This window comes from Shewanella sp. cp20, from assembly GCF_000832025.1.
Classification (GTDB): Bacteria; Pseudomonadota; Gammaproteobacteria; order Enterobacterales; family Shewanellaceae; genus Shewanella.
In genome coordinates this window covers 49651-64570 of the sequence record NZ_JPII01000028.1, presented here as the reverse complement: position 1 = coordinate 64570, position 14920 = coordinate 49651, and the positions used below count along the sequence as shown (strand labels likewise).

Sequence of the window (14920 nt, the reverse complement as noted above, 5' to 3'; positions counted from 1 at the left end):
AATTCACTACACTAGGTCGACAGGCATCAAAGCGCCTGGATTAAAGCGCCTGGATTAAAGTACCCAGATAAAAAAACCTGAACCAATTTGGGCTCAGGCAAAATCAGTTAAGCTGATAATACTTAAACTAATAACCCTTAATACATCAGAGTGCCAGCAGATATAATTACCTAATTAGTAGTAGATCACAATTAGCCAATCTTTTTAACCGATCTTCACATTAACGCCTCGTCCAAGAGCTCAGAAATAGCTGGAAATCGGCATTAGCGAACTACCATGGCTCGAGATGTTACTTCTCGGTCGATTCCAGGCGTTAAATCGCTTGGTCATCTCACCGTCAAAAAGTTGCAGGTGTCAAAATACCGTCTTAATCATTGTTTTTATTGAATAATTTTTTATTTTCATTTGCATTCAGCGACGATTGCTATCAGAATGTCGCAAAATGGAAATGAGGTGTTAACAATGAAACCATGGATACTCCCCGCCTGTATCGCCCTAGGGCTCACGGCCTGCGGCGGTTCAGAGGATAGCAATACGGATGCGGGTAACGGCGGCACCGTCACGCCACCCTTGGCCCAGGCCCCGAGTGTCGAACTCGGTCCGGATCAGCAAACCTGGAATCATGAAACCCTCTCCCTCAAGGCAAGCGTTACCCTGTTTAACCCGGGCGATGCCAGCTACCAGTGGCAACAGACCAAAGGCCCAGAGGTTAAACTCAGCGGTTTGAGCAGTGACACGCTCACCCTGGATGCCAGTGAGCTGCTGCAGGATGAAGAGGTCGTCCTCTCCCTCAAGGTCACCGACGGCGCCGGCCTGAGCAGCGAAGACAGCCTCACCCTCAAGCTGAAGGATAAGATCAGCGCCGCCAGCCAGAGCGGCGATGCCAGCCTGATTAAGGATCTGGAGCCTCAGGTGATCGCCCGTGGCCTCACGCTTATCCAAGACTATCGCAGCGCGCAGAAGAGCTTCTTAAACACCATCTATCAGGCTGACAGAGTCAGCTACGACTCGGGTCAACACTCACAGATGATCCAGATGCCCCTGGCCAGCAAGGGTTTTCCACTCAACCAGAGTTTCGAGCTGGTGCGAGGCAACCAGGGTCGCCTGTTTGCCGCGGCGAGTGACCTGCAGGGCCAGCGCAATGCCGCCTTCGGCACCGACATCATCGCCAGCATGCAGAGCGGCAATAACCTGGCCTTCGAGCCTAGCATGATGCGCCTGCTAGCCTGGCTGACGGGTGAAGCACAAGAAAACCTGGCGGCGACCAAGCAGGTCCGCCTGTTCCTTATCAGCGACTGGAGCAAGAGCCGGGTCACCGACTGGCTCACCAGCCACTACCCCAACTGGCAGGTGAGTCGCTGTGATGTCGCCAGCGAATTGGCGAGCTGCCTGGATGAGGCCGAGCTGGTGATCGCCGGCTCCATCGAGGCCTTCGATGATGCCGAGGTCGCGGCAAGGTTGGCGGCGCTTAAGCAAACCAAGACCCCACTGCTCTATCTTCACAGCCATAGCTGGAACAGCGTGCCGCTCACCCAAATAGTGCTGGGTACCATGGGATTTGCCATGCAGGGCCCAGGTGGCCCGGGCAATTACTTCAGCCCGGATAAGGCGGATTGGAGCGACTACCTCGCCATGCAGGCGGCTAACCCGGCGCTGAGCCAGGAGGCGCTCTGGCTGGAACTGCTGCAAAGCGAAAGCCCAAGCTTTGATCTGGCCAAGTGTAGCGATACCTGTGATCCCGTCTTTAGCGAGGAATATCGCAGCGCCCTGGCGCATATTCGCAGCAGCATTAACCGTCTGGATACAGAGAAGATGGCCATCTTTGACAGCGCCGAGTATCAGCTATATAAGTATCTGATTCTGCTTGGCGACAGCTATCGCAGCGAGATCCAATACCCTATGGACGTCAGCAGCACGGCGCCGATGAGCTACCTGAAGGCGCTCTTCGCCGACAGCAGCGTGTACAACACCCGGTCCATCAACCCAGTACCTGTCGATCTCGGCAATTTCAGCCGCACCGATTTTTCCCATGTCACCCCGGTAGACAAGACGGTATCACTCAGCAGCAAGGCGCCGTTTCGCGCCGCGGGCGTCTATGCCCTGCCGGGACAGACCTTTAGCGTGAAACGCACCGACAACAGCGCGGTGGAGACCAAGGTGTTTATCAATACCCAGCGCTCTGGCTCGACTCACGAGTATGCCAGCCAAGGCTATAACCGCCCCAAGTACCTGCAGTCGCCGGCCATATCCATTAAACCGGGGGAGACCCTCACCCTCACCTCGCCCTATGGTGGCCCGGTGCAAATTAGATTTAGCGCCAACGATCAACCGGTGGAGTTCGCCTTTAGTAAGGTTGGCCTGCACCCCTTCTGGCGCAGCGACAAGGATGACCAAAGTTTTACCCAGGCCCTAGCCAAAGGCGATTACGACTGGGCGGAGCTGGCGACCGAGCACTTTGAGGTGCACTCCAGGCTCACCAAGATGCGAGAGACCATGAGCCACGAGCCCAGATGGGACACGCCGCAGAAGATGAGCCAGGCCATTAGCCAGTATGTACACAATTATCCGCACCTGTTGGCAGGTTTTCAGGGACCGGGCATCGACAGCGTCGATGAGATCACCAGCTTCGCCGCCAGCAAGGGCTGGCAGCTAGACCAACTCGACATGGTCAAACACATGAATGCCGATCAGCCCACCTGTGGCTCGGGCTGCTCGGGCAACCCTTACGATGCCTCCTGGTCATTTAGCCCCACAGGCCACGGCGACATCCATGAGCTGGGCCATGGCCTGGAGCGGGGACGCCTGAGATTCGACGGCCACGAGGGACACGCCTCCACCAATCCTTACTCCTATTACACTAAGTCGCGCGCCTACATAGAGACGGGCAAGCTTCCTCAGTGTCAGGGCCTGTCGATTCAGGATGAGTTTGAGGTATTACAGGCCAGTCAGCGCCAGGCCGATCCCTTTGCCTACGTGCAGGCCGCCAACCTGACCAGCTGGTCGAGCGGCATGGCCACCATGTTACAAACCATGGTGGCCGCCCAGAAACAGGGGGCGCTGCAAAACGGCTGGCATCTGCTGGCGAGGCTTCACATCTTGCTGCGGGAGTTCGACCGCGCTCAGGCCGACGAGGCCAGCTGGCTGGCTAAGCGTGACCAGCTTGGCTTTGGCAGCTTCGATTTAGCCTCGGCCAAGGCGATGAGCAACAACGATTTTCTGATGATCGCCATGAGCTTCTCCACCGGGCTCGACTATCGCGACTTCTACCAGATGTGGGGACTGGCAACCTCAGATGCCGCCAAGGCACAGGTCGCCAGCTTCGCCTACCCCGCCGTGCCTAAGGCAATCTATGTCTATGCCCCTGGGGATTACTGTTTTGGTTTAGATCTGCAATCGGTTACCGTCGACGGCGAGCAGGCCTGGCCACTATAACCCTGAAAAAAACATTGTTGTCACACCCTTTTTGGCGGGCCGGAGTGCTCGCTTTTTTTTTACCTGCTGATCACACCAGTGCCACCCAATGTGAATGGTTTTGGTCTTTAGGGTCATTTTTAGGTAAAGTGTGCTGTCAAATGACGAGCTATCACCCCTATAGCGAGCGCTTGTCACTAACCAAGACGAGATGTTGCCAATAAGCAGCACAACAAAAAGATAAAATTAAGGAAGGGTATGAGCGACGCCAATGATGCTTACGCAGAAAACGATCTGCGTGAAGTTAAGCAGCTGGGAATGTGGGCCTCCATTGCTAGCCTAAGTTATATTTTCTGGATCGTCGGCGGCATGGAGCTGGTCGAACGTATCGCCTACTACGGCGTGAAAGCCAGTGCCGGCCTCTACGCCAAGGCGCCTGTATCACAGGGCGGCCTGGGGATCAGCCTGCACGACTATGGCATTATCATCTCCGTCTGGGCCTTGATGCAGACCTTTATCCCTGTATTTACCGGCGGCATCTCAGACCGTGTCGGCTACAAGGAAACCATCTTCGCCTCGACGATCATCAAGATCTCCGGCTACCTGATAATGGCCTTCTTCCCCAACTTCTGGGGCTTCCTCTTCGGCGCCATCCTGCTGGCGGGCGGCACGGGTATCTTCAAGCCTGGGATCCAGGGAACGCTGGTGCTCTCCACTGGCCGTCAAAATACCTCTATGGCCTGGGGGATCTTCTATCAGGTGGTCAACATAGGTGGCTTCCTCGGTCCACTGGTCGCCGTGCATATGCGTCAGCTCTCCTGGGACAACGTCTTCTACGCCTGCGCCGCCATCATCTCGCTCAATTTCCTCTTCCTACTGGCCTACAAGGAGCCGGGCAAGGAGGAACGTATCGAGCGCAACCGTAAGATCAAGAGCGGCGAACTCACCCAGGAAGCCCTGTGGAAAGATGCCCTGCATGAGCTGAAGAAGCCTGTGGTGATCTACTACATGCTGGTGTTCGCCGGCTTCTGGTTCCTGTTTAACTCATTGTTCGATGTCTTGCCGATCCATATCGCCGAGTGGGTCGATACCAGCGTGATCGTCACCAGCCTGTTCGGCCCGGAAGGCACCTCCAACGGCATCTTGCAGTTCTGGCTCGGCCTGGATAACTCGGGCACTAAGGTGATGCCTGAGGGGATGCTAAACCTCAACGCCGGCATGATCATGACCAGCTGCTTCCTGGTGGCGGCGCTGACCGCCAAATACCGCATCACCACCGCCATGCTAGCGGGCTGTCTGCTGAGTATCATCGCCTTCGTCCTCATCGGCGCCACCAACGCCGCCTGGATGATAGTGTTGGCGATTGCCATGTTCTCCTTCGGCGAGATGATGATCAGCCCCAAGAAGAATGAGTTTATGGGTAACATCGCCCCTAAGGGCAAGAAGGCCATGTACCTGGGCTTCGTGATGCTGCCTCAAGGGATAGGCTGGGGACTGGAAGGCTACTTTGGTCCTAAGCTATATGAGATGTTCGCCTCGAAAGAGATCTTCTCGCGCGAGCTATTGCTTGAGCGCGGCATGAGCGCCAGCGATATCGCCGCCATTCCTCAGGGGGAAGCCTTTACTACCCTGGTCAGCTTCACCGGCGAGTCGGCGCAGTCGCTAACCACCCTGCTCTATAACAGCCACAACATAGGCATGGCCTGGTATATCATCGCGGCCATAGGCACCATCTCTGCCGTGGGGATCTTCATCTACGGCAAGTGGTTGCTGACCCTGCAACGGGCACGCGCCTAATAGTGACAGAGGGAGCCTATGGCTCCCTTTTTATTTCCGCCTCGCCAGCCTCTTGGCTAGCGCGCCCTTGTAACAGGGCATACTGTCTGGCCTCATCGGCAGGCAATGCCTTGGCATATAGCCATCCCTGTACCGTCGAGACCCCAGCCGAGGCAACGAAGGCCTCCTCCTCGTGGGTTTCTACCCCTTCGGCTACCAGATTAAAACCTAGGCTGCGACACAACATGCAGGTATGGCGATAAAGCACCTGCCCCTTACGATGCTTGATGTTCTCCAGGATAGATCTATCTAGCTTGACCCCCTCTATGGTGATCTTACTCAGCAGGCTAATACTGGAAAACCCGGTACCGAAATCATCGAGCACGAAGGAGAAACCAAATTGGCGAAGGTGAGCCATGCTCGCCTCGACGGCGTTAAGGTCTGCCACAAACATAGACTCGAGCACCTCGATATCGACTCTGTCGGCGATATCCCCCAAGTGTTCGATCAACATCGACTGAATATCCTGACTCAAGACGCTGTTGGGATTGAGGTTAATGCTGACCCTGGGCCGGAAGCCTTGTCGAGCCCAGGCCTGCATATCGTCTCGCACGCGTTTAATGACAAAGGTGTCGATGAGGTTGAAGTAACCCGCCTGATCGAAGGCAGGAATGAAATAGGGGCCCTCCAGCTGACCACGCTCATTTCTCAGCCTCAGCAGCGCCTCAAAACCCACTACCTGTCGGTCACTCAGGCGCACCTTAGGTTGATAGTGAAGTAGTAACTCGCCATTGAGCACCTCCTTGATGGTCTTCTCCAGGTTGAGGTTGGCCGCCAGATCTTCAGACTGCTGGCGGGCATAGTTTCGCTCGCTGATCTTGTCGATATCCTGCTGCAGCTGCACCCGTTTAATCAGATCTCGCTCGAAGCCCTTATTGCCCACCAACAGGCTGTAGCGTCTAACGAAGGGGAGATAGACAAATACCCCAAGGCAGACCAACAAGAGTTGCACCAGGGGCAGTGCCAGACTACCACCCGCCACGTAGCCGTTGAGAAAGATGGGGGTGATCCAGGGAAAGTCATTGCCACTGAAACTGACCCAGCCGCTAACGATCAACAAGGTGCCTATCATGGTATTTAGCAGGGGCACCAACACGAAGGGCAGTATCAGCCTGGGATTAAAGATGATCGGCAGGCCGTAGATGAGGATCTCATTGATATTAAACAGGGCGAAGGGCAAGGCGAGCTTGGCCACATTGACAGCATTCTTATCTTTCGAGGCGATAAACAGGGCGATCAATAGCGAGTGTGTAGCCCCGCTGCCACCGAGCAACACAAAGAGATCGGTAAACTGCGACAACGTCAGGTTGAGTGCCACCGGCTGCAGTCCATTATCGACGCCCAGCACCAGCATATAGGCGATATCACCATGGACACCGAAACACCAAAGCAGATGGGTGGCCAACACCCTGACAAATAGCTGAAACAGGGTACTGCTAGCGGCTAGGGAGTCGATCAGCGGGCTCAGCACTAGTCCCAGGAGTTCGCCAACCCAATAGATGCCAGTGGTGACCAGAAAGAAGCATAAGATCAATGGAATAAGCAGGTTAAGGTGCAGTTTGAGGTAGCTGCTCAGGCTGCTACTCTGCAGCAGATTAAGCGCCTTAATCGCCATCAGGCGTTGCAGCAGATAGGCAACCAGGATCGGCGTGATGATGGCCCTGGCATCGCCAAACAGGAAATCGAAACCATGGCTGAGATCGATAGCCTCGCTTCCATGAATATGCAGGGCAATTTGACTGCCGATGGAGAGGGACGCCACCACGACCGCCGACACATGGAGATACTTGGCAAAATGAAATGATAGCGAGAGCAGTGCCAACAGGGGAAAGAAGCTGAACAACAGGCGGCTAAACTGACTCAGCCAGCCGTAGGCCTCACTGCCGTGCCAACTGGGTTGCCACACATCGACCAGAGCAACAACCAGAGCCAGCAAGGAGTTAACGAAAATAAAGGGCAGGAGGGCAATAAAAGACTCTTTTATCGCAATGAGAAACAGGCTGGATGAGGTGTCTTTAACCGCCAACTTATGGCCCCAATGTTTGCTGATTGAATCTATTTAACTTAGACCAAGATACTGAAATCAGACAGTGAAATGTACGGCGCGATGTAAAAACTAAAGATAAAAACTAACGAAAAAACAGGCATAAAAAAGGGGAACCTGAATCAGGTTCCCCAAGATTATTGCTATCTCAATGGGCATTTAGCAGGGGTATGCCCATTTAGCGAGAGTTATTATTGTTGGCGTCTAGTGACCACCACCGGCGTGAACTTTATCAACACCGTATGTCTTGCCTTCGGCGTGACAGGTTGCACAAGACTCGACAGGTAAGTCGGCAGTTGTATCAGGCTTACCATGCACTGTCGCACCATTGCTCTCGAAGTGAGCTAGCGCGGAGGCACTGATGTGACATGTACGGCAAGTTTCAGCTACAGGTGAGATAAACTCAGTTGCAGTGACCTGAATTGAACGCTTACCAGAAGTCAAACCACCATCGGCTGCAAAGAAGGTTGCACCATCTTTATGACAGGCTTCACAGTCTGTTGCCAACGCTGGATAACCTACAGTTTCCAGGTTCTTATCAAGGTAGATACCACCACCGAAAGTACCTGTATGGAAACGGTGAGCCACAGTCATCAGGTCACGGTTAGCGAAGGTTACGCCTTCAACTGGTGCCATGATTGGGTTACCGTCTGCGTCTTTTTCACCTGTGTCGTATTCAACAGCGCCGTGGTAAGAACCTGGGTATCTGTTGTTGTGACAATCCATACACTGAGTAAACTCAGTCACACCATGACGTGGAGACTTGATGTGAGTCAGGTTACCGTGACAGCTATTACACTTAGCTTCACTTACGGTGACGCGATCCATATCGCTCATGCGGGCTTCAGTAGCTGCAACCGCAGGGTCATCCAGGTTGTAGTACTTAACAGGTGAACTTGCTGCAACCTGGGTGTAATCACCGTCGGCACACATCACAGCCTTACCACCAGCACCACAGATCATCACTTCTGCCGTGACATAGATAGAACCAGTCAGGCGTGCAGAGTCGAAGCTCTTAGTCGTGGTCAGGATGCCACCAGTAATAGCCACACCACTAACTGGCATGCCTAATCCACGGATTGGTGTGCCTTTCGCGTCAACATTACCAATCAGAAGACCAGTAGAGAGACGTGGCATGTATGGATCTAGCATAGTGCCATCGGCAGGTGCTGCGCCGTTGATGGTAACCTTAGTGGTTACGGTCAATGCACTGGTGCCATCGCCATTGTCAGTCACAGTCACACCTTGGAAATCAAGGACAACTTGTTCCTGTTCAATCGCTCTGTTGCCTACCTTATGCACCATTTCTGGGCTCAGGTTACCTATGTGACAGTTCATACATTGTGAATCATCAGCCTGTGGCAACTGGAAGTCAGAGTGACCTTCACCAGTTTCGAAATTAACCGTTACGTGACAACCTACACACGCCTCACGGTAAACGTTTTCTTTCCACTGATTGCCATTGTCGTGACAGGTCTTACACTCATTAAGCTCAGCTGGGAAGTGAACGCCAGCAAACTCTTCTAATGCTTCACCTTTCAGCACGCCCCACTCAGCAAGATGACCACCCGCGTGTATGGTATGGATCATAGCGTTGAAGTTAGGGTTAAAGCCTTTTTCAGGATCATTTTGATCGGCGGCATAAGCTGGGTTATGACACGCGATACAGTTTTCTACTTTCTGATAGTTGTGGTGAGCACCGATATTAGCGATACGCTTATCGTCATCACCATAGCCCATCAACTCGCTGTGACACTGAATACATGCGGCACTTGATACCGAATCTTTGGCCGATACGGCCATCTCACCCGTTGCCGGAATGAAATCGAGCGGGGTAGAGAGGAGTTTGTCGGATATCGATACACCATTTGCATCGGTCACGTTGTAGGTACGCACCATGACGCGGAACATGCTGTTAGGATCACCAGCCGCGGCCACTACAGGGGCATTACCGTCATGCTCCCAAGTACCAGTGTAGGTACCTGGATTTTCAGGATCTTCCACCAGAGTACAGGCATTAACTTCGGCGCCGCCACGGGCAGTTGCCTTACCGGTAGGTGTACAGTACATGCTTGAGCCAAACTCGTTTGCGATAGCATTGTTTGACCAGAGCATAGGTGCGCCACTGTCAGTAGCGTTAGCGACCTGGTTGGTAACATAGAGGGCAACCTTGTCCAGGCCAGTGAACGGAACATCATCTCCTTTACTATTTTTACCTGTCGCGGTGAACTTAATAGAGAAGTCATCAGCTCCTACTACTACGATGTCGGCAGGTTGTAGAGTCAGTTTGAAGTCTGCGGCTGTGGCTACAGCATCAACAGTCGATCCCGCGGGGGCACCAGGTGTACCAGGAGTACCAGGAACGCCAGGTTCACCTGGCGCGCCATCTTTACCATCATCACCATCACCACACGCACTCACACCAATGGCACAGAAGAGTGCCATGGCTAATAAGGTAATTTTATTTTTTTTCATCGCCATATCCCTTTGTAGGTATTGTCTGCTATTGCAGTACCTCAAATATAAGGGAGTAACGACAAAATGTTAGATAATTGAGTCCAAGTTGTGACTACAATTTAAAGATTCATTAACAGAAATTTCAAAATCTGAAAGTGTAAATTTCAATATGTGGAATTAACATTTAACCAGTAGCTGTTTGATAAGGCGGATAATTAATTCTCTCTGCTCCATCGAGTAGCGGCGATACTCGGCAGGATTCTCCAGCAACAGGTATTGGGGCGACATGCTTTCACCATGAAGCCGAGCCACCTCCTCGTCAGACAGGCGTACTACACGGATCCCGGGCAAGGCACCGCAGATCTCGGCCTCGGAACAAGGCAGGAAAGCCACCGAGTTCATGGTCAACAGATGGCTATACCATTCATCTCGCGAACTGACTCTCTCTATGCAATCTATGTCGGCACCGTTCTGGCGAGCGAACACCTCTAGTGGGTCGATCTTGTCGTTAAACCCCTTACCATCCAGGCAGAGAAAGGGGTGACGACAGATAGTCTCTAGAGTCAAAGGCTCACTCTGAGTCCAGATGGCATGCTCCTCATTAGCCGCCAAACAGACACTACTCAGGCAGCCTAGGGTATCCACCGATAATGAATGCTCGTTGCAGGCATCGAAAGTCACCCCCATATCCAGCTCACCGTTATGGATCTGATCGGCCGAGTCATCCCCCCAGATCACAAACTGCAGTTGACTAAAGGCGGTCTTGGCATCGCTACGGGCAAAAGCCAGGGAGAGGCTGGCCATGATACTCGAGGTGACCGCGATTCTCAGGCGATCGCTGGCCAACTCACTACTCTTTTCGCTGATAGACTGTTCTATTTTTAAGACGGCTTCACAGAACTGACACACGGGCTCGTAGAGAAACTCCGCCATAGGGGTGGGCTTGAGCCCGAGTTGACGACGATAGAAGAGCTCATCGTCGAAGGTGGCGCGTAACATATTCAAACAACGGCTAATTTTAGGTGCAGATACGTTAAGCTGCTTTGCCGCTATGTTGGCATGTCCAGTTTGAAAAATGACTTTAAACACCATCAAACAAAACACATCGAGTTCGCTAATTTTCTTAAGTGTTTGATTGCTCATCGATACTATTGTTTATGTGAGTAATCTAATATTTATAACACAAGAAATATAAAAAACGATATAGCCATTAGTCACACAATTATGCTTGGCTTGTCGAAGTCAGAAATTAGTGCTAGACGAGGGACAAAACAAGGAAACATGCCGGCATGCCCCTTCTAAGCGGAAATGCTCGCCACCTCGGATGGCGTTAGCGGGCGATATTGTCCGACGGGCAGGGTCTCATCCAGAGTCAGCTCACCCACTGAGAGCCTGTGCAGTGCCATCACCTGATTACGAAAACGGCCAAACATCCGCTTAATTTGATGGTAACGTCCCTCATACAGGGTGACGCGGGCCAGATGAGCATCGAGGATCTCCAGCTGTGCCGGCTGAGTGGTGATGTTCTCATAGGCAAAATAGAACCCCTCGGCGAAGGCTTTCACATAAGCCTGGGTGAGTGGCGCCTTCAGGGTAACCAGGTACTGCTTGGCCACCTTATGCTCGGGTGACATGATGCGTTTCGACCAGCGGCTATCATTCGTCAGTAACAGCAATCCCGAGGTGTTGAGATCCAATCGCCCTACGATATGCAGCCCCTTGTCCTGATAGTCAGGCAAGAGATCCATCACCGTCTTGTGCTCGCTATCCTTGGTCGCGCTCACCACCCCCACAGGCTTGTGCAGCATCAGATAGATGGCCTCCTCCTGCCTGAGCGACTGACCATCAAGCATCACATGGGAGAACTGATCTATCTGACAGTCGGCGTCTCGCACCACCTGACCGTCGACGCTCACCCTGCCCTTAGCCAAAATCAGCCTCACCTGTTTGCGCGGGATCTGACACTGCTGACTGATAAACCTGTCCAACCTGGCTCGCTTAGCGGACATTGTCATCCGCCATAGCTTGCTCGGCCTTTTCTACTTCAGAGCAAGGCACCAGCTTATAGGCGCAGCGCCTAGCCCCCTCAATGATATGCTCCTCTCGGCTAACCTTAGCCAGTCCGGTAAACAACTCCTGGAAGAGTTGTAGCTCGGAGCGGCAAAAATTGGCGCAACGCGTCGCAGCCGCACAGATGGGGCAGTGATTTTCCAGCAGCCAATAGACGCCATCTTGCGCCTCGACGGAGGCGACATAGCCTTCCTGTGTTCTGAGCCTTGCCAGCGCCGCGAGCTTGTCCGCCAGGCCGGCGGCTTGTGACAGCGCCTCTTGGTACAGACGCCGACTCGCCTGCTCTCTATGCTCGATCAACTGATTTAGCCCTTGGTCGCCAAACACCACCCGCACCGAGTCGATCAGCTGACTGGTGAGTTCATCGTGACGGTCGGGGAACAGCTTATAGCTCTTCTCGGTAAGCCCCCAGTATCTGGTAGGGCGACCGCGACAGGCCTTTCTATCTTCGATACTCAAGATCCCCTCATCCTCCAGGGCCTGCAGATGCTGTCTGACCCCCATGGTGGTCAATGCAAATTGCTCGGCCAACACCTTGGCGGTACTAGGCCCCTGGGTCTTGATATAGTCGATGATCTTTTCGCTGGTCTTCTTACTCACCCGCCGTCTCCTCTGGACTCACATGCGCCCATTATTACCTATCCAGAGATTAAGTAAACTTTTTTATTTACTTTAGTCTTTACAAAATTAAATAAAGCAACTAGTGTATAAAACATTAAATAAACAAAAAGGTTTACATAATGAAACTTCTTATCGTCAGTGCCAGCCAACGTCCCGGGTCCCAGAGCGCCAGAGTCGCCGGATACCTTAGCGAACATGCCAGTCAATTCAGTGAGATACAGCATGTCGAATTGTGTCGCTACGATCTGCCCTTCTGGGACGGCGACAGAAACGGTGCCGCACTCCAGGCGAGCGACTGGCACAAGCTCGACCCTCTAGTAAAGCAGGCCGATGCATTGGTGCTGATCACCCCTGAATGGGGCGGCATGGCCTCGCCCATGCTGAAAAACTTCCTACTGCTGTGCGACAACCAGGCTACGGCCCACAAGCCCGCCCTACTGGTCGCGGTCACCAGCGGGATCAGCGGCGCCTACCCTATCGCCGAGTTAAAGATGAATGCCCTGAAGAACAACAAGCTGGTACCTATCCCTGATCATCTGATCATTCGTAATGTCGAGCAGGTGTTGGGCGAAGGTGAAATCGATGCCAGAGAACAGGGACTGAGAGAGCGTATCGATTACAGCCTGCATATGCTCGGTCAATACGCCGACGCCCTCGGCGCCATACGCCTGCGCCACAGGGAACAAGCCTACCCCAAACAGCAAGAGTATCAGTACGGCATGTAGCAGGCCGCGAGCGCTAAAGCCAGCGCACCGATACCAAGGCGCTAAACCAGCGCATTTTTAATGGAATACCACCAAGCTAACAGAGAAGGAATTTAATCATGATCCAGCTAGAACATATCAATCTCGTGGTCACAGACTTAGACGCCAGTCTCAACTTCTACCAGGCCGCCTTCCCTCATTGGTCGGTGCGTGGCGGCGGTAAGGGCAGCTGGTATGGCAAGCCACGCAACTGGGTTCACTTCGGTGACGACTATCAGTATCTGGCCTTCAACGATGACGGTGAAGGGGAAAATCGCGATCTCAAGGGCCATCGGGTCGGCCTGGCGCACTTCGCCTTCACCACCCAAGATCTCGACGGCGTGATTGCCAGGCTGAGTCGAGCGGGTTTCGAGGTCGACAAGGTGGGACAGGACGATCCCTTCCGTCGCAACGTCTACTTTATCGACCCCGACGGCTATGAGGTGGAGTTTGTGCAATATTTAACTGACCTGCCAGCACAACGTAACCGCTACGACGCCTGATCACAGCCTAGTGCTTTAGGTCTACTGGGGATGATAGGCCGCAATATTTTGCAGCGAAAGGCCTATCCCCAGTAAACGACCAGGGTGAACAGCAGAAGGTAGAAGAAAAAGCCTGCCAGATAGACGGCGTAAAAATCGTTTTTCGCCAGGCGTTTCTCCCGATGGAACAGGGCGGGCCAGTACAAGGGCTTCTGCACTCGGCCAAGGGTTAGCAGGCCAATCACCACGGCGCCCGTGGTATAAAGAACAAACGAGAGTAAGATCTCCCAGATAAACCAGATAAAGAGCTCGGTGAGACTAGCCGCTAACATGAGTATTACCCCGCCATCTTGCTAAGAAACAACGCAAAACCCGCTCCTGCGAGCAGAAAGATGATCACCATGATAGTGAGTGTCTTGGAGCGCATCATGGACTGCAGCAGGGCGAAGCCTGTGTCCATCTCGGCCAAGTCTTGCAACAAAGAGGAGCCGGCCTGTGGCGCAGTAGCTATCTTAGGCTCGGTTGCGACAGCCTTATCTGGCGCTGCTATCGATGCCTTATCTGTCGTTGCCATCGATGCCTGGCTTTTCAAGGCCTGGGGGGTCAAGGTCTGATATTTCGATCCCTGATGTTTCGAGGCCTGAGGTTTCGGGGCCTGAGGTTTCGAGGCTTGATGTTTCAAGAAATTGTTTGGGGCGGTTTTCATCGGCTTTCCTTAGCGAGAAATATCATTGGACTCTATTACTTAACCCGGGGAAAGTCAGGTTAACTTTTATTCACTTCTCGCCTGTGAAGTGCCAATTTATCGCTAGCGCAGCTCGAAAAGAATTGTTGCTAGAAACAGTTGATAAGACTGCTCAAAATACGTGCTTAAGCCTGATCGACCGGCCCATCGGGTTTGATGAAGAAATGAATTTCGAAACGGGTATCAGGGGTAAGGGGCTTGATACTGTGCCAGTAACCGGGATGGGAAATCGCCGTTTCGTTAGCCAACAGGCGCACCTCGCGATTGACCTCCCCCTGTTTGTCTAGGTAGCCGAAAAACATCAGCTCCCCCTGGATCACATGGATCTGCTCATACACGCCGTGACGGGTAAAATGCCGCTCACGGTAGATGGCTGGCATATCCTGCTCGCTATACACAGGGGTCTTCTTACACTTCACATATCCTTTAGGCACAAATGACATTATAAAGCTCTCTTATCGCGGCCGGTTGCCGTCTATCCGAAAGCTAAACTTAGTCTAAATTTTGCCAA

12 protein-coding genes are annotated in these 14920 nt (G+C 53.0%); 4 read left to right on the top strand and 8 right to left on the bottom strand.

The window, feature by feature from the left end:
* Positions 1-462 precede the first annotated feature (462 nt).
* Both DB48_RS10535 and DB48_RS10530 read left to right on the top strand, forming a co-directional pair.
* Positions 463-3432: an ImpA family metalloprotease gene (locus DB48_RS10535; protein ID WP_041510245.1), complete on the top strand. Its 2970-nt coding sequence runs from the start codon at positions 463-465 to the stop codon at positions 3430-3432.
* A 237-nt stretch (positions 3433-3669) separates the two neighbouring features.
* Positions 3670-5208 carry an MFS transporter gene (locus tag DB48_RS10530; RefSeq protein ID WP_041510244.1) on the top strand — a complete coding sequence of 513 codons (1539 nt, stop codon included), beginning with the start codon at positions 3670-3672 and terminating at the stop codon, positions 5206-5208.
* A 16-nt stretch (positions 5209-5224) separates the two neighbouring features.
* Here the strand turns inward: DB48_RS10530 and DB48_RS10525 are convergent, their stop codons facing one another.
* The 5 genes from DB48_RS10525 to DB48_RS10505 form a co-directional block, all read right to left on the bottom strand.
* Positions 5225-7273, bottom strand: coding sequence for an EAL domain-containing protein (locus DB48_RS10525; protein ID WP_052813752.1), 2049 nt, complete (start codon positions 7271-7273; stop codon positions 5225-5227).
* A gap of 222 nt (positions 7274-7495) precedes the next feature.
* Positions 7496-9766, bottom strand: a complete 2271-nt coding sequence (locus DB48_RS10520) for an OmcA/MtrC family decaheme c-type cytochrome (protein ID WP_041510243.1) — start codon at positions 9764-9766, stop codon at positions 7496-7498.
* Positions 9767-9925: 159 nt separating this feature from the next.
* Positions 9926-10840: a LysR family transcriptional regulator gene (locus DB48_RS10515; protein WP_235375384.1), complete on the bottom strand. Its 915-nt coding sequence runs from the start codon at positions 10838-10840 to the stop codon at positions 9926-9928.
* Positions 10841-11046: 206 nt separating this feature from the next.
* Complete coding sequence (locus DB48_RS10510; RefSeq protein WP_041510241.1) at positions 11047-11757, bottom strand: pseudouridine synthase; 711 nt, start codon at positions 11755-11757, stop codon at positions 11047-11049.
* Positions 11747-12418 (bottom strand): helix-turn-helix transcriptional regulator, encoded by a 672-nt coding sequence (locus tag DB48_RS10505; protein ID WP_052813751.1) that lies wholly within the window; start codon positions 12416-12418, stop codon positions 11747-11749. Before DB48_RS10505 ends, DB48_RS10510 begins: the two co-directional genes overlap by 11 nt.
* A 140-nt stretch (positions 12419-12558) precedes the next feature.
* Here DB48_RS10505 and DB48_RS10500 point away from each other — a divergent pair, with 140 nt between their 5' ends.
* Positions 12559-13164 (top strand): NADPH-dependent FMN reductase, encoded by a 606-nt coding sequence (locus DB48_RS10500; protein ID WP_041510240.1) that lies wholly within the window; start codon positions 12559-12561, stop codon positions 13162-13164.
* Positions 13165-13262: 98 nt separating this feature from the next.
* A complete protein-coding gene (locus tag DB48_RS10495) occupies positions 13263-13685 on the top strand; it encodes a VOC family protein (RefSeq protein ID WP_041510239.1) in 423 nt (140 codons plus the stop codon).
* Positions 13686-13747: 62 nt separating this feature from the next.
* Here DB48_RS10495 and DB48_RS10490 read toward each other — a convergent pair whose 3' ends face one another.
* From DB48_RS10490 to DB48_RS10480, 3 genes are all read right to left on the bottom strand, one after another.
* The gene (locus tag DB48_RS10490) at positions 13748-13996 is read right to left on the bottom strand and encodes a hypothetical protein (RefSeq protein WP_041510238.1); all 249 of its coding nucleotides are present in this window, start codon (positions 13994-13996) and stop codon (positions 13748-13750) included.
* Positions 13997-14001: 5 nt separating this feature from the next.
* Positions 14002-14370: a hypothetical protein gene (locus tag DB48_RS10485; RefSeq protein ID WP_041510237.1), complete on the bottom strand. Its 369-nt coding sequence runs from the start codon at positions 14368-14370 to the stop codon at positions 14002-14004.
* 164 nt (positions 14371-14534) lie between these two features.
* Positions 14535-14852, bottom strand: a complete 318-nt coding sequence (locus DB48_RS10480) for a DUF1971 domain-containing protein (protein ID WP_041510236.1) — start codon at positions 14850-14852, stop codon at positions 14535-14537.
* Between the last annotated feature and the right edge of the window lie 68 nt (positions 14853-14920).

Coding starts and splice junctions, on each gene's coding strand:
- DB48_RS10535 (WP_041510245.1), top strand. CDS start 463: ATGAAACCATGGATACTCCCCGCCTGTATCGCCCTAGGGCTCACGGCC.
- DB48_RS10530 (WP_041510244.1), top strand. CDS start 3,670: ATGAGCGACGCCAATGATGCTTACGCAGAAAACGATCTGCGTGAAGTT.
- DB48_RS10520 (WP_041510243.1), bottom strand. CDS start 9,766: ATGAAAAAAAATAAAATTACCTTATTAGCCATGGCACTCTTCTGTGCC.
- DB48_RS10515 (WP_235375384.1), bottom strand. CDS start 10,840: ATGGTGTTTAAAGTCATTTTTCAAACTGGACATGCCAACATAGCGGCA.
- DB48_RS10510 (WP_041510241.1), bottom strand. CDS start 11,757: ATGTCCGCTAAGCGAGCCAGGTTGGACAGGTTTATCAGTCAGCAGTGT.
- DB48_RS10500 (WP_041510240.1), top strand. CDS start 12,559: ATGAAACTTCTTATCGTCAGTGCCAGCCAACGTCCCGGGTCCCAGAGC.
- DB48_RS10495 (WP_041510239.1), top strand. CDS start 13,263: ATGATCCAGCTAGAACATATCAATCTCGTGGTCACAGACTTAGACGCC.
- DB48_RS10490 (WP_041510238.1), bottom strand. CDS start 13,996: ATGTTAGCGGCTAGTCTCACCGAGCTCTTTATCTGGTTTATCTGGGAG.
- DB48_RS10485 (WP_041510237.1), bottom strand. CDS start 14,370: ATGAAAACCGCCCCAAACAATTTCTTGAAACATCAAGCCTCGAAACCT.
- DB48_RS10480 (WP_041510236.1), bottom strand. CDS start 14,852: ATGTCATTTGTGCCTAAAGGATATGTGAAGTGTAAGAAGACCCCTGTG.